This window comes from Micromonospora sp. NPDC051296 (assembly GCF_040682255.1).
GTDB classification, from domain to species: domain Bacteria; phylum Actinomycetota; class Actinomycetes; order Mycobacteriales; family Micromonosporaceae; genus Micromonospora; species Micromonospora craterilacus.
In genome coordinates this window covers 1-20078 of sequence record NZ_JBFBAO010000087.1, presented here as the reverse complement: position 1 = coordinate 20078, position 20078 = coordinate 1, and the positions used below count along the sequence as shown (strand labels likewise).

The 20078-nt window shown below is 71.3% G+C and carries 18 protein-coding genes; 6 read left to right on the top strand and 12 right to left on the bottom strand.

The annotated features are described in order from the left end of the window. Positions 1 to 13: 13 nt before the first annotated feature. The 5 genes from AB0M52_RS12405 to AB0M52_RS12385 form a co-directional block, all read right to left on the bottom strand. Positions 14 to 2044 (bottom strand): ABC transporter ATP-binding protein, encoded by a 2031-nt coding sequence (locus AB0M52_RS12405; RefSeq protein ID WP_363952520.1) that lies wholly within the window; start codon positions 2042 to 2044, stop codon positions 14 to 16. Further along, the gene (locus AB0M52_RS12400; protein WP_363952517.1) at positions 2041 to 3774 is read right to left on the bottom strand and encodes an ABC transporter ATP-binding protein; all 1734 of its coding nucleotides are present in this window, start codon (positions 3772 to 3774) and stop codon (positions 2041 to 2043) included. The genes AB0M52_RS12405 and AB0M52_RS12400 overlap by 4 nt, the downstream gene beginning before the upstream one ends. Next, positions 3768 to 4235 carry a MarR family transcriptional regulator gene (locus tag AB0M52_RS12395; RefSeq protein ID WP_363952514.1) on the bottom strand — a complete coding sequence of 156 codons (468 nt, stop codon included), beginning with the start codon at positions 4233 to 4235 and terminating at the stop codon, positions 3768 to 3770. Before AB0M52_RS12395 ends, AB0M52_RS12400 begins: the two co-directional genes overlap by 7 nt. A gap of 90 nt (positions 4236 to 4325) precedes the next feature. Continuing rightward, positions 4326 to 5765, bottom strand: a complete 1440-nt coding sequence (locus tag AB0M52_RS12390; protein ID WP_363952511.1) for a GuaB1 family IMP dehydrogenase-related protein — start codon at positions 5763 to 5765, stop codon at positions 4326 to 4328. 59 nt (positions 5766 to 5824) lie between these two features. Beyond that, positions 5825 to 6421 (bottom strand): LysE/ArgO family amino acid transporter, encoded by a 597-nt coding sequence (locus AB0M52_RS12385; RefSeq protein WP_363952508.1) that lies wholly within the window; start codon positions 6419 to 6421, stop codon positions 5825 to 5827. Between the two features lie 69 nt (positions 6422 to 6490). On the opposite strand from AB0M52_RS12385, the gene AB0M52_RS12380 reads away from it, so the two are divergent. Further along, complete coding sequence (locus AB0M52_RS12380; RefSeq protein ID WP_363952506.1) at positions 6491 to 7387, top strand: LysR family transcriptional regulator ArgP; 897 nt, start codon at positions 6491 to 6493, stop codon at positions 7385 to 7387. Between the two features lie 89 nt (positions 7388 to 7476). Here the strand turns inward: AB0M52_RS12380 and AB0M52_RS12375 are convergent, their stop codons facing one another. Continuing rightward, a complete protein-coding gene (locus tag AB0M52_RS12375) occupies positions 7477 to 9228 on the bottom strand; it encodes a biotin carboxylase N-terminal domain-containing protein (RefSeq protein WP_363952503.1) in 1752 nt (583 codons plus the stop codon). Between the two features lie 182 nt (positions 9229 to 9410). On the opposite strand from AB0M52_RS12375, the gene AB0M52_RS12370 reads away from it, so the two are divergent. The 3 genes from AB0M52_RS12370 (at position 9411) to AB0M52_RS12360 (ending at position 12424) form a co-directional block, all read left to right on the top strand. After that, on the top strand, positions 9411 to 10370 hold the full coding sequence (locus tag AB0M52_RS12370; RefSeq protein ID WP_363952500.1) for an ATP-binding cassette domain-containing protein: 960 nt from the start codon (positions 9411 to 9413) through the stop codon (positions 10368 to 10370). A 17-nt stretch (positions 10371 to 10387) separates the two neighbouring features. Next, on the top strand, positions 10388 to 11143 hold the full coding sequence (locus tag AB0M52_RS12365) for an ABC transporter permease (RefSeq protein ID WP_363952497.1): 756 nt from the start codon (positions 10388 to 10390) through the stop codon (positions 11141 to 11143). Positions 11144 to 11212: 69 nt separating this feature from the next. Then, complete coding sequence (locus tag AB0M52_RS12360; protein WP_363952494.1) at positions 11213 to 12424, top strand: MFS transporter; 1212 nt, start codon at positions 11213 to 11215, stop codon at positions 12422 to 12424. 12 nt (positions 12425 to 12436) lie between these two features. Here AB0M52_RS12360 and AB0M52_RS12355 read toward each other — a convergent pair whose 3' ends face one another. The 6 genes from AB0M52_RS12355 to AB0M52_RS12330 all read right to left on the bottom strand — a co-directional run bounded on the left by AB0M52_RS12355 (position 12437) and on the right by AB0M52_RS12330 (position 17304). Further along, entirely contained in the window at positions 12437 to 13090 is a 654-nt protein-coding gene (locus AB0M52_RS12355; protein WP_363952491.1) for an O-methyltransferase, read from the bottom strand. 9 nt (positions 13091 to 13099) lie between these two features. Further along, a complete protein-coding gene (locus AB0M52_RS12350; RefSeq protein WP_363952488.1) occupies positions 13100 to 13756 on the bottom strand; it encodes a nucleoside triphosphate pyrophosphatase in 657 nt (218 codons plus the stop codon). Positions 13757 to 14002: 246 nt separating this feature from the next. Further along, positions 14003 to 15022, bottom strand: coding sequence for a type VII secretion-associated serine protease mycosin (mycP, locus tag AB0M52_RS12345; protein WP_363952521.1), 1020 nt, complete (start codon positions 15020 to 15022; stop codon positions 14003 to 14005). Positions 15023 to 15171: 149 nt separating this feature from the next. After that, positions 15172 to 16524, bottom strand: coding sequence for a hypothetical protein (locus AB0M52_RS12340; RefSeq protein WP_363952486.1), 1353 nt, complete (start codon positions 16522 to 16524; stop codon positions 15172 to 15174). Then, positions 16521 to 16982, bottom strand: a complete 462-nt coding sequence (locus AB0M52_RS12335) for a hypothetical protein (protein ID WP_363952483.1) — start codon at positions 16980 to 16982, stop codon at positions 16521 to 16523. The genes AB0M52_RS12340 and AB0M52_RS12335 overlap by 4 nt, the downstream gene beginning before the upstream one ends. A gap of 109 nt (positions 16983 to 17091) precedes the next feature. Further along, on the bottom strand, positions 17092 to 17304 hold the full coding sequence (locus AB0M52_RS12330) for an acyl-CoA carboxylase subunit epsilon (RefSeq protein ID WP_363952481.1): 213 nt from the start codon (positions 17302 to 17304) through the stop codon (positions 17092 to 17094). Positions 17305 to 17395: 91 nt separating this feature from the next. On the opposite strand from AB0M52_RS12330, the gene AB0M52_RS12325 reads away from it, so the two are divergent. Then, positions 17396 to 19618 (top strand): protein kinase, encoded by a 2223-nt coding sequence (locus AB0M52_RS12325; protein WP_363952478.1) that lies wholly within the window; start codon positions 17396 to 17398, stop codon positions 19616 to 19618. Positions 19619 to 19679: 61 nt separating this feature from the next. Further along, entirely contained in the window at positions 19680 to 19934 is a 255-nt protein-coding gene (locus AB0M52_RS12320) for a hypothetical protein (RefSeq protein WP_363952475.1), read from the top strand. Positions 19935 to 20078 lie beyond the last annotated feature (144 nt).

Sequence of the window (20078 nt, the reverse complement as noted above, 5' to 3'; positions counted from 1 at the left end):
GCTACCGGCGGGGTCACCTCGCGGTCGACCCCGCCGGTAGCGCCACCGGGTCGTCACCGCTGACCGCCTGATGGAACTGGGACTGGTAGAGCCGGTGGTACGCACCGTGCGCCGCGAGCAGTTCCTCGTGGGTGCCCTGCTCGACGATGCGGCCGTTCTCCATCATCAGGATCAGGTCGGCGTCGCGGATGGTGGAGAGCCGGTGCGCGATGACGAAGCTGGTCCGCTCCGACCGCAGGGCCGCCATCGCCCGCTGGAGCAGCACCTCGGTACGGGTGTCCACCGAGCTGGTCGCCTCGTCGAGAATCAGCAGCGAGGGTTCGGCGAGGAACGCCCGGGCGATGGTGATGAGCTGTCTCTCGCCGGCACTGACGTTGCTCCCCTCCTCGTCGATCACCGTGTCGTAGCCGTCCGGCAGGCTGCGCACGAACCGGTCCACGAAGGTGGCCCGGGCGGCGTCGAGGATCTCCTCCTCGGTGGCGTCGGGCCGCCCGTACGCGATGTTGTCGCGAATGGTGCCGCCGAAGAGCCAGGTGTCCTGGAGGACCATGCCGATCCGACCGCGCAGGTCGTCGCGGCGCAGGGCGGTGATGTCCACCCCGTCGAGGGTGATCCGGCCGGCGTCCAGCTCGTAGAAGCGCATGATCAGGTTGACCAGGGTGGTCTTGCCGGCGCCGGTCGGGCCGACGATGGCCACGGTGTGACCGGGCTCGGCCACCAGCGACAGATCCTCGATCAGCGGCTTGTCCGGGGTGTACCGGAAGGAGACGTGCTCGAACTCGACCCGGCCGTGCGGGTCGGCCACACGCGCCGGTGCGACCGGGTCCGGGGTCTGTTCCTCGGCGTCGAGCACCGCGAAGACCCGTTCCGCCGAGGCCACGCCGGACTGGAGCAGGTTGGCCATCGACGCGACCTGGGTAAGCGGCTGGGTGAACTGGCGGGAGTACTGGATGAACGCCTGCACGTCGCCCAGGCTCATCGTCCCCGACGCCACCCGGAGCCCGCCGACCACCGCGATCGCCACGTAGCTGAGGTTTCCGATGAAGAACATCGCCGGCATGATGATCCCGGAGATGAACTGGGCGCCGAAGCTGGCCTGGAACAGCTCCTCGTTCTTGGCGTGGAAGGCCGCCTCCACCTCGCGCTGCCGGCCGAAGACCTTGACCAGCTCGTGGCCGGTGAACGCCTCCTCGATCTGGCCGTTCAGCTCGCCGGTGTGGGTCCACTGGGCGATGAACTTGCGCTGCGACCGCTTGGCGATCTGACCGGTCACCACCACCGACAGCGGCACCGCGACCAGCGCTACCAGGGCGAGCAGCGGCGAGATCCAGAACATCATGCCGAGTACGCCGACCACGGTGAGCAGTGACGTGAGCAGTTGGCTCAGCGTCTGCTGGAGGCTCTGCGAGATGTTGTCGATGTCGTTGGTGACCCGGCTGAGCAGCTCGCCGCGGGGCTGCCGGTCGAAGTAGGGCAGCGGCAGCCGGTTGAGCTTGTCCTCCACGTCGGCGCGCAGCTTGAGCACGGTCCGCTGGACCACGCCGTTGAGCAGCCAGCCCTGCCACCACATCAGCAGGCTGGCCACCAGGTAGAGGCCCAGCGCCAACAGCAGCACCCGGCCCAGCGCCGCGAAGTCGATGCCCACCCCGGGCAGCACGTCCATCCGGGCGAGCATGTCGGCGAAGTTGTCGTTGCCGGCCGCGCGGGCCGCGTTCACGGCCTGCTCGGTGCTGGTGCCCGCCGGCAGTTGCCGGCCGATCACCCCGGTGAAGATCAGGTCGGTGGCGTGTCCGAGCACCTTCGGCCCGATCACGCTCAACCCGACGCTGACCACCGCGAGCGCGATGACCGCGGCGAGGTGCAGGCGCTGTGAGCGCAGCCGACCCAGCAGGCGCCGGGCGCTCGGCCCGAAGTTCATCGAGCGTTCCGCCGGCATCCCCGCGCCCATCCACGGCGGGCCGCCGCGCTGGCCGCCGGGCGGCAGTCGCTTCGGCGTCCGCCCCTCGGCCGACGGCTGCTGCGGAACGCCCTGGCGCTCGCTCATGCCGGCACCTCCGCGGTCTGCTGGGACGCCACGATCTCCGCGTACGTCGGGCAGGTCTGTAGCAGGTCCTCGTGTCGGCCCATCCCGACCACGCCCCCGTCCTCCAACACGATGATCTGGTCGGCATCGACGATCGTGGAGACCCGCTGGGCGACGATCACCACCGCGGCCTCGGCGGTGACCGGCCGCAGGGCCGCCCGCAGCCGCGCGTCGGTACCGAGGTCGAGCGCGGAGAACGAGTCGTCGAAGAGGTAGATCTCCGGCTCGCGGACCAGGGCCCGGGCGATCGCCAGCCGCTGCCGCTGCCCGCCGGAGACGTTCGTGCCGCCCTGCGAGATCGGCGCGTCCAGTCCGTCCGGCATGGCCTCGACGAAGTCCCGGGCCTGGGCGATCTCCAGCGCCGTCCAGAGTTCGTCGTCGGTGGCGTCCGGGTTGCCGTAGCGCAGGTTGCTCGCCACCGTGCCGGTGAACAGGTACGGCTTCTGCGGAACCAGCCCGATCCGGCGCCACAGCTGGTCCGGTGCGAGTTCCCGGACGTCGACCCCGTCGACCAGCACCGCGCCGGAGGTCACGTCGACCAGCCGGGGGATCAGGGAGAGCAGAGTGGTCTTACCCGCGCCCGTGCTGCCGATGATCGCCGTGGTGGTCCCCGGCGTGACCTGGAACGAGACGTCCCGCAGCACCGGCTCGGCAGCGCCCGGGTACTGGAACCGCACGTGCCGCAGCTCCAGGTGGGCGCGGGCCGGTACCTCGGCGACCGGGTTCGCGGCGGGCGCCACCGAGGAGTCGGTGTCGAGCACCTCCTCGATCCGCTCGGCGCAGACCGCCGCGCGAGGCACCATCATCAGCATGAAGGTGGCCATCATGACGGCCATCAGGATCTGCATCAGGTACTGCAGGAAGGCGGTGAGCGCGCCGACCTGGATCGCCCCGGCGTCCACCCGCTGCGCGCCGAACCAGAGCACCGCCACGCTGGAGACGTTGAGCACCAGCATCACCACGGGGAAGATCAACGCCATCAGCCGGCCGGTTCGCAGGGCGGTCGCGGTCAGCTCGGCGTTCGCGGTGGCGAAGCGGCGCGTCTCGTACGGCTCCCGGACGAACGCCCGGACCACCCGGATCCCGGTGATCTGCTCCCGCAGTACCCGGTTGACCGTGTCGATCCGGGTCTGCATGAGCCGGAAGCCGGGCACCATCCGGCGGATGATCAGCGCCAGCGCGATTGCCAGCACCGGCACGCAGACCAGCATCAGCCAGGAGAGCCCGACATCCTCCCGGAGCGCCATCACCACGCCGCCGACGCTCATGATCGGGGCGGCGACCAGCATGGTGCAGCTCATCAGCACGAGCATCTGCACCTGCTGCACGTCGTTGGTGTTCCGGGTGATCAGCGACGGGGCGCCGAAGCGGGCGACCTCCCGGGCCGAGAAGCGGTTGACGTGCCCGAAAACCGTCGCCCGCACGTCCCGGCCGAAGCCCATCGCGATCCGGGCGCCCAGGTAGACCGCCACGATCGAGCAGACGATCTGCACCACGCTCACCGCGAGCATCCACCCGCCGGTACGCACGATGTAGTCGGTGTCGCCCCGGGCGACGCCGAGGTCGATGATGTCGGCGTTGAGGCTCGGCAGGTAGAGCGAGGCCATCGTGCCGACGAACTGGAGCAGCACCACGGCGGCCAGCGGCCGGTGGTACGGCCGCAGACCGCTGCGCAGCAGCCGGATCAACACGTCGGGCCTCCCGTCATCGTGCCGGGGTCCTCGCCGCTGCCGATGACCTCGAGGAGGAACCGCCGGACGATGGCCGCCTTGGCCGGGTCGGCGTCGACCGAGGTGAGCGGGCGTCGGGACTGGATCGCGGCGGTGAGCGCGTCGACCCGGGCCCGACCGGCCGGGGTCAGCGCGAGCTTGACGCTGCGCCGGTCGTTGTCGTCGCGATGCCGCTCCACCAGGCCGTCGCGTTCGAGGGTGTCGACGATGCCGGTGAGGGTGGCCGGGCGGACGAAGCACAGTTCGGCCACCGCCCGGTGCGGCAGCTCGCCGTGCTGGGCGAGGGCCATCAGGGTGACCATCCCGGCCTGGGTGAGGCCGTGCTCGTCGGCGAGGTAGCGATTCCATCGCTGGCTGGTGAGGTGCCCGGCGACCACCAGCAGCCGGCCGAGCGGCACGTCCCCCAGCTGGATCAGACTCATGGCCCGCAGATTAGCCCCCTGATAGTCAGGGGCCAAACGAATTTGCCGCGGCAGTGGCGACGGACACGATCCGCACCGCCGGCCCGGGCCTCACCAGCTCGTCGGCAGCGGCATCCCCTCGGTGTAGCCGGCGGTGCTCTGCACGCCGACCAGCACCCGCTCGTGGTACTCGGCCAGGGTGCGGGCGCCGGCGTAGGTGAACGCGCTGCGTACCCCGGAGATGATCTCGTCGATCAGGTCCTCCACCCCGGGACGGGCCGGATCCAGGTACATCCGGGCGGTCGAGATACCCTCCTCGAAGATCGCCTTACGGGCCCGGTCGTACGCGCTGTCCTCGGCGGTCCGGGCGCTGACCGCCCGCGCCGAGGCCATCCCGAAGCTCTCCTTGTACCGCCGGCCGTCCGCGTCGGTGTAGAGGTCGCCGGGCGACTCGTAGGTGCCGGCGAACCAGGAGCCGATCATCACGTTCGACGCCCCCGCGGCCAGCGCCAACGCCACGTCGCGCGGGTGCCGCACCCCGCCGTCCGCCCAGACGTGGCGGCCCAGCTCCCGGGCCGCCGCCGCGCAGTCCAGCACCGCCGAGAACTGCGGCCGACCCACCCCGGTCATCATCCGGGTGGTGCACATCGCGCCCGGGCCGACACCGACCTTGACGATGTCCGCACCCGCCTCGACCAGGTCGCGTACGCCGTCGGCGGTGACCACGTTGCCGGCCGCCACCGGGACGCCCGGGTCGACCCGGCGGACGGTCCGCAGGGCGGAGATCATCCGTTCCTGGTGGCCGTGTGCGGTGTCCACGACCAGGGTGTCCACCCCGGCCTCCAGCAGCGCCGCCGCCTTGCCCGCCACGTCCCCGTTGATCCCCACCGCCGCGGCGATCCGCAGCCGGCCCCGGTCGTCCACCGCCGGCTTGTAGAGCGTCGCCCGGAGGGCACCCTGCCGGGTGAGCACGCCGACCAGGCGGCCCTCGCCGTCGACCACCGGCGCCAGCCGGCGCCGGCCGGCCGAGAGCCGGTCGAAGCCGGTACGCGGGTCCGCGTCCGCCGGCACGGTGTGCAACTCGGTCGACATCACGTGCCGCAGCTGGGCGAAGCGGTCCACCCCGACGGTGTCGGCCTCGGTCACCACGCCCAGCGGGCGGCCGGCCTCGTCGACCACGATCACCGCGCCGTGCGCCCGCTTCGGCAACAGGTGGATCGCGTCGCCGACGGTGTCGGTCGGACCGAGCGCGATCGCCGTGTCGTGCACCAGGTGCCGCTGCTTGACCCAGCCGACAACCTCGGCCACCACCTCGATCGGGATGTCCTGGGGGATCACCGCGATGCCGCCGCGCCGGGCCACCGTCTCGGCCATCCGCCGGCCGGCGACCGCCGTCATGTTCGCCACCACCAGGGGGATCGTGGTGCCCGTGCCGTCGCCGCTGGCCAGGTCGACGTCGAGCCGCGAACCCACCTCGGAGCGGGCCGGGGCCATGAACACGTCGTTGTAGGTCAGGTCGTACGCCGGAGTCGCGCCATTGAGGAACCGCACCCGGCCATCATTCCTGCCCACCGCCGATCGCGCCGCCGGTGGTAAGCGAAAACACCCGCTCAGCCCAGCAGCAGCGCCGCCGCCACCACGACCATCACCACCGCGATCACGCCGTCCAGGACCTGCCAGACCCGGGCCCGCGCGAGCAGCGGAGCGAGCCGGTAGGCACCCGCGCCGAGCGCGGTGAACCAGACCACGCTGGCCGCCGCCGCACCGAGGCCGAACAGCCAGCGGTGCGGGTGCTGCTGGGCGATGCCGCCGAGCAGCAGCACGGTGTCGAGGTAGACGTGCGGGTTGAGGTAGGTGAAGGCGAGGCAGGCCAGCAGCGTCGCGCCGAGCCGGGCTGGCGGTCGTTCGGCCGGCGTGAGCGCGCCGGGGCGCAGTGCGCGGCGGGCGGCGAGTGCCGCGTACCCGAGCAGGAACACCGCGCCGCCCCAGCGGATCGTGGTGAGCAGGTCGGGTCGCCCGGTCACCACCGATCCCACCCCGGCGATCCCGACGCCGATCAGCAGGGCGTCCGACACCGCGCAGGTCAGCACGACCGGCACCAGGTGTTCCCGGCGCAGGCCCTGGCGGAGCACGAAGGCGTTCTGCGCGCCGATGGCGACGATCAGGGCGATGGACAGCGAGAAGCCGGCGAGGGCCGAGGTGAGCATGCGCCGACGGTAGGAGCGCGGCTCACATCAGTCCAGCTAAAGATTCTTGGGATGGTTAAGCTCAGCTTCGTGAGCGGCCTGGACTCGACCCAGCTCCGTACGCTCGCGGCGGTCGTCGCCGAGGGCAGCTTCGAGGCGGCGGCGCGCCTGCTGCACGTGACCCCGTCGGCGGTCAGCCAACGGATCAAAGCGCTGGAGGAATCCGTCGGGCAGGTGCTCGTCCGCCGCCACCGGCCCTGCGACGCCACCGAGGCGGGCCGCCCGCTGCTCCGCCTCGCCGGTCAGCTCGCGCTGCTCGAACGGGAGGCGCTGGCCGACGCGCGGGGCCCGCTCGGCGGCGATCGTGGTCGTACCCGGGTCGCCATCGTGGTCAACGCCGATTCGCTCGCCACCTGGTTCCCGGCGGCTCTGGCGCGGCTGCCCGAGCAGCCGGAACTCTTCTTCGACATCCGGCAGGACGACCAGGAGCACACCGCCGAGTTGCTGCGCGACGGCGTGGTGACGGCTGCGGTGACCGCACAACGCGAGGCGGTACAGGGCTGCCGGGTGCGGCGCCTCGGCGCGATGCGCTACCGGGCGCTGGCAGCCCCGTCGGTGGCGGACAGGTGGTTCGCCGACGGACTGACCCGCGAGGCAGCCAGCGCCGCGCCGGTGGTGGTCTTCGACCGCAAGGACCAGATCCAACATCGCTTCCTGCGTACGGTGACCGGGCACGCCCTCGACCCGCCCGTGCACTACGTGCCGTCGGTGCCGGCGTTCAACGAGTCGATCCGGCTCGGGCTCGGCTGGGGGCTGGTGGCGGAGCAGATCGCCGACGCCGACGTGGCCGCCGGCCGCTGCGTGGAGATCGCACCCGGCCGGGTGCTGGACGTGCCGCTCTACTGGCAGCACTGGCGCCTCGACTCGCAGGTGTTGACCGCGTTGACCGCCGCCGTCTGCACCGCCGCCGCCGAGTCGCTCCGCTGACGCCGCCCGTGCGCCGACGTCGGCCCGGACATGTTAGGAAGGGGCCCTTCTACTACACGAGGCGTTAATAAGGGGCCCCTCCTTACCCGTCAGGCGATGGTGCAGATGGCGGCACCGGCGGTGATGACCGCGCCGACCTCGGCCGCCAGGCCACTGACCGTGCCCGCCTTGTGGGCGTGCAGCGGCTGCTCCATCTTCATCGCCTCCAGCACCACCACCAGGTCACCCTCGGCGACGGTGTCCCCGTCGGCGACCGCGATCTTGACGATGGTGCCCTGCATCGGTGAGGTGAGCGCGTCGCCGCTGGCCGCTGTCCCGGCCGTGGCTCCGCCGCCCCGGCGGGTCGGCTTCTTCGCGGCGGGTGCGGCGGTGGTCGTACCGGTGCCGAGGCCGGCCGGGAGGGTGACCTCCAGCCGCTTGCCGCCCACCTCGACCACGACGGTCTCGCGCTCGGCCGGACCCGCGGCGGTGCCCGCGGCGGCGGTGAACGGCGGCACGGTGTTGTCGAACTCGGTCTCGATCCAGCGGGTGTGCACGGTGAACGGCTCGGCGGTGAACGCGGGGTCGCGGACCACCAGGCGGTGGAACGGCAGCGCGGTGGCCATCCCCTCGACCACCATCTCGTCCAGCGCGCGGCGGGCCCGCTCCAGCGCCTCGGTGCGGGTCTCGCCGGTGACGATTACCTTGGCCAGCAGCGAGTCGAAGTTGCCGCCGATCACGTCGCCGGCCGAGATGCCGGTGTCCACCCGCACGCCGGGGCCGGTGGGCAGCCGCAGCGCGGTGACCGTGCCCGGGGCGGGCAGGAAGTTGCGGCCCGGGTCCTCACCGTTGATCCGGAACTCGATGGAGTGCCCGCGCGGGGTCGGGTCCTCGATGAGCCGCAGCTTCTCGCCGTCGGCGATCCGGAACTGCTCGCGCACCAGGTCGAGGCCAGCGGTCTCCTCGGTGACCGGGTGCTCCACCTGGAGCCGGGTGTTGACCTCAAGGAAGGAGATGGTGCCGTCGTTGCCGACCAGGTATTCGACCGTGCCGGCACCGTGGTAGCCGGCCTCCCGGCAGATCGCCTTCGCGCTGTCGTGGATCTGGGCCCGCTGCTCGGTGGTGAGGAACGGCGCCGGTGCCTCCTCGACCAACTTCTGGTGCCGGCGCTGCAACGAGCAGTCCCGAGTGCCCACCACGATCACGTTGCCGTGCTGGTCGGCCAGGACCTGCGCCTCGACGTGGCGCGGCCGGTCCAGGTACCGCTCGACGAAGCACTCGCCCCGGCCGAACGCGGCGACCGCCTCGCGGGTGGCCGACTCGAACAGCTGCGGGATCTCCTCCATCGTGCGGGCCACCTTCAGGCCGCGCCCACCGCCGCCGAAGGCCGCCTTGATCGCCACCGGCAGGCCGTGGTCGACGGCGAAGGCCATCACCTCGTCCGGGCTGCCCACCGGGTCGGGGGTGCCGGGCACCAGGGGAGCGCCGGCGCGCTGGGCGATGTGCCGCGCGGTGACCTTGTCACCGAGGTCCCGGATCGCCTGCGGAGTGGGGCCGATCCAGGTCAGCCCGGCGTCGATGACTGCCTGGGCGAAGTCGGCGTTCTCGGCGAGGAAGCCGTATCCGGGGTGCACCGCGTCGGCACCGGACCGGGCGGCGACGTCGATCAGCTTGTCGATGCGCAGGTACGTGTCGGCCGCGGTGTCGCCGCCGAGGGCGTACGCTTCGTCGGCGAGCGTGGCGTGCAGGGCATCCCGGTCGGAGTCTGCGTACACCGCGACGCTGCCCAGGCCGGCGTCCTGGCAGGCGCGGATGACCCGGACGGCGATCTCGCCCCGGTTGGCGATGAGTACCTTGCGCACCTGGTGACTCCTCCCGGCGGGTTACTGACCGGGAGTTTATAGCTCACCCTGGCGGCCCAAACGATCGCTCAGTGTGTGATGGCGCACTGTCCGATCCAGGTCGCGGCGGCGCGGTGTCGTACGGATGTGGTCGAGTGCCGGTGACGATGATGGCCGACGGAGGCCACGAGCGGGGAGTACTGATGATCGAGACCAGAGGGCTGCGGAAGTCGTTCCGCAGCCGGGCCGGTCGGGAGACGAAGACCGTCGAGGCGGTACGTGGCGTCGATCTGGACGTCACAGCGGGTGAGATCTTCGGCTTCCTCGGCCCGAACGGCGCCGGCAAGACCACCACCCTCCGGATGCTCGCGACGCTGATCGAGCCGGACGGCGGCCAGGCCACCATCGCCGGCGCCGACCTGCTCAAGGATCCGGGTGAGGTACGCCGCCGGATCGGGTACGTCGCCCAGGGCGGCAGCACCTGGGACGAGTCGACCGCCCGGGAGGAGCTGGTGCTCCAGGCCCGGCTGTACGGCATCGGCAAGGCCGAGGCGCACCGCCGGGCCGCCCGCGCGTTGGAGGCGTTCCAGCTCACCGAGTTCGCCGACCGCAAGTGCAAGACGTACTCCGGCGGCCAGCGGCGCCGGGTCGAGATCGCGCTCGGCATCATCCACGAGCCGAAGATCGTTTTTCTGGACGAGCCCACCACGGGGCTCGATCCGCAAAGCCGGGCACACATGTGGGACGAGATCCGGCGGCTGCGTACCGACGGGATGACGGTCTTCATCACCACGCACTACCTGGACGAGGCCGACGCGCTCTGCGACCGGATCGCGATCATGGATCACGGCGAGGTGGTCGCCGAGGGTACGCCGAGCGACCTCAAGCGGGAGATCTCCGGCGACGTGGTGCAGGTCGGTCTCGACCTGGCCGCCACCGGCGAGGCCGAGAAGCTGCTCGACGGCGAGGAGTACGTCAACCGGCTGGAGGTCCTCGAAGAGGGCGGGCTGCGCCTCTTCGTGGACGAGGGCGCCACCGCCATCCCGCGCATCCTGCGCCGGATCGACGGCGCCGGGCTCGACCTGAAGTCGATCGAGCTGCACCGCCCGAGCCTCGACGACGTTTTCCTCACCAAGACCGGCCGCTCGCTGCGCGAGTCCTGACCCGACCAGGAGATCTCATGAAACTCGCCCGGGACACCTGGCTGATCTTCCAGCGACAGCTCCACCTGCTGCTCCGCAACCCCGTGTGGGTCTTCGTCGGCGTCTTCCAGCCGGTGATGTACCTGCTCCTGTTCGCTCCGCTGCTCAAGCCCGCGCTGAACGCACCCACCCAGGCCGAGGCGTACAAGATCTTTGTGCCGGGCCTGCTCGTGCTGCTGGCCATCTTCGGCGGCCTGTTCCAGGGCTTCGGCCTGATCGCCGAGCTCCGTGCCGGGGTGATCGAGCGGTCCCGGGTCACCCCGGTCAGCCGGCTCGCCCTGCTGCTCGGCCGGTCGCTGCGCGACGTGGTGTCGCTGATGGCCCAGGCGGTCATCATCACCCTGCTCGCGCTGCTGTTCGACCTGCGCGTGTTCATCGGTGACCTGCTGCTGGCGTACCTCATGCTCGCCCTGATCGCGTTGATGACCTCGGCCGTCTCCTACGGCGTCGCGCTCAAGGTCAAGAGCGAGGACGCGCTGGCCCCGCTGATGAACACGGTGGCCCAGCCGGTTCTGCTGCTCTCCGGCATCCTGCTGCCGCTCGCCTTCGCGCCGGGCTGGTTGCAGGGCATCGCCAAGTGGAACCCGTTCTCCTGGGCGGTCGACGGCACCCGGGCACTCTTCGCCGGCGACATCAGCAACGACCGGGTCTGGCAGGGACTGACCATCATCGCGGTGCTCGCCGCCGCCGGCGTCTACTGGGCAGCCCGCCAGTTCGCCCGCAGCGTGCGCTGAGAGGAAGGACGAGGAGAGTTCGCTCTCACCGCGGACGGGGTGTGCGCCGCGCGCTTGTAGCGTGAGGCGGTGCCCCGCCTCGTCCATGACCGGATCACCTGGCTCGCGTACGCCCAGCTCGGGCTCTGGGGCTTCTTCCTCTACGGCTTCGGGCCGGTGGTGCCGCTGCTCCGCGACGAGCAGGGCACCACGGCCGCCGTCGCCGGCCTGCACAGCACCGGCCTCGCGGTCGGTGCGCTGGCCGGCGGCGCACTGTTCGCCCCGGCCGCCCGCCGGTTCGGCCGGAAACCGACGATCTGGCTCGGGCTGGCCGGCGTGGCCGCCGGGGTGGGTGGGTTCGCCCTGCTGCGCCCCCTGCCAGCCACCATCGCCGTCGTCATACTGATCTCCACCGCCGGCACGCTGCTGGTCAGCGGCGTGAACGTGGTGCTCACCGCCCGGCACGGGCCGGCCGCTCCGGCCGCGCTGGCCGAGGCCAACGCCGCGTGCGCGGGCATGGGGATCCTCGCCCCGCTGGCGATCGGCCTCAGCGTCAACGCCGGATGGGGCTGGCGGCCGGCGATGGCCGTCGTGGTCGGCCTGATCGCGCTGGTCGCCCTCGCCGCACTGGCCTTTCGGGTACGCGGACCGAAGGCCGCCACCGCTGTCGCGGCTCCCCGGGTGACGGTGCTGGTGCCCCGGGCCAGCCGGCGGCTGCCCCGGGCGTACTGGATCGCCTGGTTGTTGATGGGGGTCACCGGTTCGATCGAGGTCTGCCTGTCCCTGTGGGCCGCCGACGTGCTGCGCTCCCACGCCGGGATGGCTCCCGGGGCCGCCTCGGCGGCGGTGGCCGCGATCGTCTGCGGCATGTTCGTCGGCCGGCTCGCCGGAGGACGCGTCGCCCTGCGCTTCCGGCCGGTGCCGCTCCTGCTCGCCGCGCTGGGCTTGTCGCTGGCCGGGTTCACGGTGTTCTGGGTCGCCACCGCGGGCTGGCTGGCGGTCATCGGTCTGGTGGTGCTGGGTCTCGGCAACGCGTTGCACTACCCGCTGGCCATCTCCCTCGCCCTGGCCGTCGCCGGTGACGCCGCGGACCAGGCGGCGGGCTGGTCTGCGTACTCGATGGGGGTGGGTTTCGGGATCGCGCCGGTCGCACTCGGCTGGGTGGCCGACGGTGTCGGCCCGCACCTGGCGTTCCTGCTGCTGCCCGGCTTCATCGCGACGGCCGTGCTGCTCGCGGTGCGGCTCGGTCGCGCCCTGCCGGCCCCGGTGCCCGTCGAGCAGCCGGCCGCTGCGCCGGTGTGACCGGCCGCCGGTTCAGTGCACGTACGCGAGGGTCAGGCCGTCGGCGATCGGCAGCATCACCGCCTGGACCCGTACGTCGGCCAGCACGTCGTCGTTGAACGCCGCGATCGCCCGGTCGTCGGCGCTTTGCGGCGCGATCACCCGTCCGTGCCGCAGCACGTTGTCGACGGCGATTACCCCGCCCGGCCGCATCCTCGGCACCAGCTCGGCCCAGTACACCGGGTAGCCGGTCTTGTCGGCGTCGATGAAGGCGAAGTCCAGGTACCGCTCGTTCGGCAACTGCCGCAACGTGTCACCGGCCGGGCCGATACGCAGCTCGATCCGGTCGTCCACACCGGCTCGTGCCCAGTAGCGGCGCGCGATGCTCGTGTACTCCTCCGAGATGTCGAAGCAGGTCAACCGCCCGCCCTCGGCCAGCCCACGGGCGATCGCCAGCGAGGAGAGCCCGGTGAACGTGCCCACCTCGACCGCCTGCCGGGTGCCGAGCAGCCGGGTGAGGAACGTCAGGAAGGCGGCCTGTTCCGGTGCGACCTGCATCGAGGCGTGCCCGGGCAGGACGGCCAGCGTCTCCTCGGCCAGGTCACGAACGATCGCGTCGGGCGGAGCGCCGTGCGCGACGAGGTACGTGTGCAGCTCGTCAGTGAGCGGAATCGACTTGAGCGTCATGCTCGGACGCTAGCCGAGCGGCTCGACCATCTGGTTGCCGGGCGCGACCTTCGTCCACAGATCGGTGATCCGCAGGTCCAGCTCGGCGAGTAGTCGCCGCAACAGTGGTAGCGACAGCCCGACAACGGTCCCCGGATCGCCCTCGATCCTTGCCACGAACGGCCCGCCGAGCCCGTCGATCGTGAACGCGCCGGCCACCGCGAGCGGCTCCCCGGTGCCGACGTACGTGGCGATCTCGTGGTCGCTGATGTCGGCGAAGTGGACCACCGTGGAGGCCACCGCCTCCGCGCGACGCCCGCCCACAACGTCGACGAGACAGTGGCCGCTGTGCAGCACGCCGCTACGGCCGCGCATCCGCTTCCACCGCCGGGTAGCGTCGGCCGCATCGTCCGGCTTGCCGAGGATCTCCCCGTCGAAGGCGAGCACGGAGTCACAGCCCAGCACGAGCGTGCGCTCGTCGTCCGTGGGCCGCAACCGGGTCAGCACGGCCTGCGCCTTGAGTCGGGCCAACTCCAGGCAGAGATCCTCGGCCCGGTCGGTCACCACGAGCGATTCGTCGACCCCGCTGACCAGCACGTCCGGCTCGATGCCGGCGGCCTGTAGGGACTTGCGGCGGGCAGGGCTCGCCGAGGCGAGCACGAGGCGGAGCGGCATAGCATCAGGCACGGTGCCGACGTTACCGGTTGCTTCGCCCGCCATGCCCCACGCCGCCACGCTCTGCTCGCCTTCTCGTCGGGCTCGTTTTCCTCAGGCCCGTTGCCTCCACGGGCTCTTTGCCCGGTGCGCCAGCGGGACCGGCCCGGGCCATAGTCTTCTCGCGAGCGTGATGTCACACAGACATAATTATTTCTCTGTGACATCACGCTAATGAGCACAACACCCACCCCGCCGTCGTGCCCGGCCGGCGACGCCTCAGCGAGTGATCCTCGGCGGCGGGTCATCGGATCGGCGCCGGTGCCGGACGAACAGCGCCCAGGCGCCGCCGGCGGCCAGCAGCACGCCCAGCGTGATCAGACCCCGCACGGTCGCCGCGCCGTCCCCGTCATCTCGCGGCCCATCCGCCGCCGCCGTGGTCGGGCCAGCGCCTTCCGGCGAGGTCGCCGGCACCGATTCGAAACCCCTCGGCGGTACGTCTGCCGTCAGCGCCGCCACCAGGTCAATGACCCCGTAGCCATACTGGTCGTCCCGCCCCGGCGGCCCCTTATCGACCGCTGTGGCAGTCAGCCGGTTGACGATCTCGTCGGCAGACAGATGTGGGTACTCGGCCCTGATTAGCGCAACTGCCCCGGCAACGATGGCAGTCGAGTTGGAAGTCCCAGTGCTTAGACGGTAGCCCTCGCCAGCGTTGATGCTGTAGATGTCGACTGCAGGGGCAACCACGTCTAGTTGTGGTCCCGTGATTGCGGTTTCCGCATGCCCGCCGCTGCGGTCGATTCCTCCAACGGCAACTACGTTACTGGCCGCCGCCGGGTAGATGACGGCTGAGTCGAGAGGCTTGTTTCCTGCTGCGGCTACAACGATTACATTGGCGGATCTGGCGGTCTGTAGCGCACGAAGTAGGCGTGGACTGACTCCACCTCCACCGGAAACGCTAACGACGTCTGCGCCTTTAGCGACCGCATACTCGATTGCGAGCGCTAGGCGGTCGGCATCGCCTTCGTTGTTGGGGCTTGACGTTCTGATTGGCAGTATTTTTGCTTTGGGTGCGATTCCTAGTGCCCCTGTAATTGGGCCCTGCCCGTGTGCGCCAATGAGGCCAGCCATCGCTGTTCCATGACCGTTCGGATCCTCGCGACCATCGGTTGGGCTCCCCGGTAAGAAGCTTGTTCCCGGTAGTAGATTCAGCCGAATGTCGGGGTGGGGGGCGACGCCAGTATCCGGAACTGCCACGGTTACACCCTCGCCCTGACTGATGCGATGCGCCTCTGTCACATTCAGGTAGCGCAGGTGCCACTGGTCGGCCCGGACGCGGCTTGCACCGTCCGGGACCGGCGCTGTGATGATTGCGGCCGCGGGGGGACCCGCGAGGAGTGCGGCACCGACGGCCAACAGAGCGGCAGGACCTTGCGCGATCCGGGCAATCACCTGCTGAAGCCGATGGCAGGGCCAGGATCAATAGGCCCTTCGTCCTTGGGGGGCAGAACGACCGGGTCGACGCCCTGGTCCGTCTCCCACGGATGGTCCGGATCCCATCTACGCGACTCCTCGTCTACAGGGTCGCGCCTGACCGGGCGGCCCGGCATGGCACCTGTCGCCATGCTGCCGGTAAAGCCGCCCATTGCCGGGATTTGATGGGCTCCGGGGAAGCCTCGACCGCCGCCTGGGCGGGAGCCAGCCCCGCCGGCTGGTGCAGTGCCGGCAGCGCCCCCTCCAATTACCCCGCCGATCGGGTTGATGCGGCGGGGCTGAGCGCTTCCGGGGGCAGGCTGGTTCAATCCGGTACCGGGAAGCCCACCGATCAGACCGCCCGGCGGCATGGCGCGCGGGTTGGCCGACGGCGTCGCGTGGGGAAGGTTGTTTGTCCCCGGCCGTCCAACGTGACCCGGGTTTGTGATGCCGGTCCGGCCACCTGACCTGATTTGAAAGGGTGGCGGAGCGCCCAGCGCTGGGGATGTGGTCTGACCTGGCGGCGGGGAACCAGGCATTCCGGGGTTGGTCGGCACTGGAGCCAGGCTTGGTCTGGCGCTGCCGAGCACTGGACCGACTCCGGAAGCCTGAGGTGCTGGAACAGGTCTCGGTGCGGATTTGGGCTGCGTTGAAGGCGAAACCGTCGTCGGCAGAGGAACCGGCACAATAGGTGGAATTACCGGAGCTGTAACAGCCGAATACGGGTCCGTGAATTCAGGGGCGCGGTCGCCGTGCCGCATAGGCGGTGGTTGGCGGAGCATTACTTGGGCTTGCTGGAGTTCGCCGCTGAGGCCGTACATGATGCCGCGCGCCTGGATGTTCAGCCGTTCCAGGTCGGCGTCGGTGACCGGCGGCTGGCTTGTTCGGCTGCCGGCGGCGGCCTTGGGGTCGGCTGCGATCTCCTCCCACGCTCGCTTCTGCTGGAGTTTGCCGGCGTACTCGTCGTAGATCTTCTTGAGTTCGCCGCGGCTGCTGCTGATGGCCTGGGTGGCCGCCGACAGGGCGTTCTGGTTGGCGGCGGCGGCGTCGTGCGTACGCCGTACCTGCTCGATCAGATCGTCCAGTTCGGCGATGTAGGCGCGGGCGGCGGCGTTGGTCTCCGGCGGCCAGGCCTGGGCCAGGCTCTCGCGGTACGTCCTGAGTCTCCCGAGATGCTGGTCGGCCAGCTCACAGACCTTGCGCCAACCGGCGACATGCCGCCAGTGGTTGTCGACCTTGTGGTCCTGGAGGCACGCCCATATGTCGGCGACGTTCATCAGATACCAGTCGGTGAGACCGCCGTTGCGGCCGACGCCCGGATCCCTCACGGCAGCACCACCGGCCCCCGGTTGTCGGGGCCGGAGGGATCGGTGAGCGATGGCGATGGCTCGGGCTGGGCGATCGGCACGCCGATCCGGCCGAGCGCCTGCTGGACGTCGGCCACCCGGGCCGCAGCGAAGGCGTCGGCGCTGCCGTACCGGTCGGCGACTTCCTTGGCCGCGGCTGCCAGGTGACCGGTGGTGTGGCCGAGGCCCCAGACCGCGTTGGCCGCCGCCTGCTGGGTTTCCCAGTGGGCGCGCATGAACTGCACCAACTCGATGAAGGCGTCAGCCGGGTTGGACACCTGGGTGAGCATGTCGTTGGCGATGTACGACAGGTGCGGTGTGTAGTTGCTCTCCACCTCGGCGCGGAGCTTGTCGGCGAACTCCCGCATCTGGCGGATGTCTGCCTCGACGCTGCCGGCACCACGTAACCAGGACGCTGGTCGATCCTCCTCAGGGATCATCGGCCCCTCCCAACCGTCACGGCCCCGTTCCCCTGAGTGAGGTTAATGGGTGGAAGCCGCCCCTGGCAGCCCCACGCATGGCACCGACACGGGGTCGCGTACCCGATGGTCAGCGGGGCAGACCGGAGGCGCGCCACGCGCCGGAACCGGGCACCAGGCCGGCGCCCGCCGGCCGTCCGCTGCGCGCCCAGGCCGAGACCGGTGACGGTGCGGACCCGGCCACCGGCCGGGACCGGGAGACGATCGCGCCCACCAGCGCGGCCAGTTCCTCGGCGGTCGGCACGCCGCGCACGATCCGGAACAGCGGCTCCTCGACAGACATGCCCCCAGCGTACGCCGCGCGAGCTTGATCTTCGTCGCACAGTGGCGTGCCGGCGGTGTGACCGTCAGCGCTGACGGGTACCGTCTCAGCGATGTCAGACGCTTCCCCCCAACTTGTCGCCGACCGGTACCGGCTCATCTCGCCGCTCGGTCAGGGCGGCATGGGTCGGGTATGGAAGGCGCGCGACGAGGTGCTGCATCGCGACGTCGCGATCAAGGAACTGGTGCCGCCGCCGGGTCTGACCAATGACGAGCGCCGCGAGATGCGGGAACGGTCGCTGCGCGAGGCGCGCGCCATCGCCCGACTCAACAACGTCAACGTCGTACGCATCTTCGACGTGCTCCGCACCGACGGCGACCCGTGGATCGTCATGGAGTACGTGGCGTCCCGGTCGTTGCAGGACGCCATCGCGGAGGACGGTCCGGTGTCGCCGGCCAGGGCAGTGGAGATCGGGCTGGGGGTGCTGAACGCCCTGAAGGCCGCGCACAAGGCCGGCATCATGCACCGCGACGTCAAGCCCGGCAACGTGCTGCTCGGCGACGACGGCCGGGTGGTGCTGACCGACTTCGGCCTGGCGACGATCCCCGGTGACCCGAACGTCACCCGAACCGGAATGGTGCTCGGGTCGCCAGCGTACATCGCGCCGGAGCGGGCCCGGGACGGCACCGCTGGGCCGGAGGCCGACCTGTGGTCATTGGGTGCCACCCTCTACGCCGCGGTGGAGGGAAAGTCGCCGTACGCGCGCCCGTCCGCGATCAGCACCCTGGCCGCGCTCGCCACCGAGCCGGTGCCACCGGCGCGCAACGCCGGACCACTCAAGCAGGTGCTCAACGGGCTGCTCCGCAAGGATCCCCGGGAGCGGATCACCGCCGAGTCGGCCGAGCGTATGCTGCGTCGGGCCAGTGGCCGGCGGGCCCGGGGCATCTCGCTGCTCGACGGCGTACGCCGGCCGGGGCCGAACGGTCCGCGCGAGCCGCGCCCACCGCTGGTGCCGGCACCGCGCCCGTCCGGGGATCGGCCGGCCACGCCGACCACCCCGCCCGCGCCCCGTACGCCGCCCCCCGCCGGACCTCTCGTCGCGGGTGCTGGCTCCACTCCGGACCCGTCGACCAGCAACCCGCCCGTCGCTGACGCGGCACCGACGGCGACGGTCGCCCAGGCAGGTAACGGCTCGGATGCCGCACCGACGGCGAAGGTGGACGCCGCCGCGACGGGCGCGGAGGAAACCGGGGACGCCGCGCCGGCCCAGGCCGCGACGGGAGCCGCCACCGCGGGGCCGGGCACCGCCGGGACCGCTGCGACGGCCGGGCCGGGCACCCCGACGGCCGGTACGCAGGCCGCGCCGGACGCCGCCGCCCAGCGCGCTGAGCTGGATGACGCCGCGTCGGATGACGCGGCGGCGTCGGCCACGTCGGGCTCGGACGCGGGGCCGACCGCGAAGGTCGACCGGCCGGCGTCCACCCCGGCTGCCGAGCCGACCCACCGGGTCGGTCCGCCACCGACGGGCGACGCCACACGGGCGGCACCCCAGCCGACCTCGCTGATGCCGGCGGCGCCGGTGAGTCCGACGCCGGCCCGCGGCACCGTCTTCACCGCCGGCAAGCTGCGATCGGAGCGGACCCGTCGCGCCGTGCTCATCGGCGCCCTGGTCTGCCTGCTGCTGCTCGGCTTGGTGGTGGCCGTGCCGCTGCTCACCGACGGCGACGGCGACCGGGAGACCCCGCAGGGCACGGCTGGCACCGCCGGTGCGCCGGCGACAGCGACCTCCGAGCCCGCCCCACCATCATCGACCGCGGCCGCATCCACCCCGTCCACCTCGCCCAGTCCGTCCACCTCGCCCAGTCCGTCCGAGACGGCCGGCGGGCTGCCCGCCGGCTGGACGCTGCGTACCGATCCGGTCGGCTTCAGGGTCGCGGTGCCGGACGGCTGGCGGCGCAGCTCCGGTAGCACCTGGGTCAAGTACCAGGAACCGAACGGCGTCAGCGAACTGACCATCGACCGCACCGATACGCCCGGGAAGGACGCTGCTGCCGCCTGGCGGGCGATCGAACCGGGCAGGAAGAACGTCCGTGGGGTGCGGGACTACGAGCTCATCGACATCAAGTCGTTCACCTGCCAGTGGCGGACCTGCGCCGACTGGGACTGGCACCAGACCCGTAACGGGGTTCAGCTCCGGGTCCGTAACCGCGGCTTTGTCACTGCCAGCAACCGGGGTTTCGCCCTTCGCTGGGAGGTACCGAACAAGGACTGGGAGGCTCAACTCGACAACTTCGAGATGATCTTCCGCGAGTTCGTGCCGGACCGCCGGGACTGATCGGCGCATGACCCTCCGCCGTCCGGGGTATCTGATCCCCGACGACGGAAGGAGGCCCGAGATGGGTTACCGAGGAAAGGATGCCTGGCCCCGGCTGGCACTGTGGACTCTCGTCGTGCTCGGCAACGTCGTACTGCTGCTCGCCAGCGTCGGTGTCGCGGTGCTGGCCACGCTGGTCAGCGTCGGAACGCTCGCCGGAGCCGCGTACGTCGGCTGGAATGTCACCCGCCGGGGCACCATCACCCGCCAGGGCACCGTCACCCGCCGGGGTGCGGTGCGCGTGCCGGTGGCGCTCGCCACGCGGCGGCGGGCCTGAGTCGCCCGGTGGGGCCGTCGCCGACGCGGCGGAGGGACGTGGACGCCCAGCGGCGAGCGGGTCCGCTTCCGGGGCCGAGGCCGCCGACGGGGGGCGCGCCTTCGAGACGGACGCGCTGCTGGCCAGCCTCAACGGCATGATCGG

Coding starts and splice junctions, on each gene's coding strand:
- AB0M52_RS12405 (WP_363952520.1), bottom strand. CDS start 2,044: ATGAGCGAGCGCCAGGGCGTTCCGCAGCAGCCGTCGGCCGAGGGGCGG.
- AB0M52_RS12395 (WP_363952514.1), bottom strand. CDS start 4,235: ATGAGTCTGATCCAGCTGGGGGACGTGCCGCTCGGCCGGCTGCTGGTG.
- AB0M52_RS12385 (WP_363952508.1), bottom strand. CDS start 6,421: ATGCTCACCTCGGCCCTCGCCGGCTTCTCGCTGTCCATCGCCCTGATC.
- AB0M52_RS12370 (WP_363952500.1), top strand. CDS start 9,411: ATGATCGAGACCAGAGGGCTGCGGAAGTCGTTCCGCAGCCGGGCCGGT.
- AB0M52_RS12365 (WP_363952497.1), top strand. CDS start 10,388: ATGAAACTCGCCCGGGACACCTGGCTGATCTTCCAGCGACAGCTCCAC.
- AB0M52_RS12355 (WP_363952491.1), bottom strand. CDS start 13,090: ATGACGCTCAAGTCGATTCCGCTCACTGACGAGCTGCACACGTACCTC.
- AB0M52_RS12335 (WP_363952483.1), bottom strand. CDS start 16,982: ATGATCCCTGAGGAGGATCGACCAGCGTCCTGGTTACGTGGTGCCGGC.
- AB0M52_RS12330 (WP_363952481.1), bottom strand. CDS start 17,304: ATGTCTGTCGAGGAGCCGCTGTTCCGGATCGTGCGCGGCGTGCCGACC.
- AB0M52_RS12325 (WP_363952478.1), top strand. CDS start 17,396: ATGTCAGACGCTTCCCCCCAACTTGTCGCCGACCGGTACCGGCTCATC.
- AB0M52_RS12320 (WP_363952475.1), top strand. CDS start 19,680: ATGGGTTACCGAGGAAAGGATGCCTGGCCCCGGCTGGCACTGTGGACT.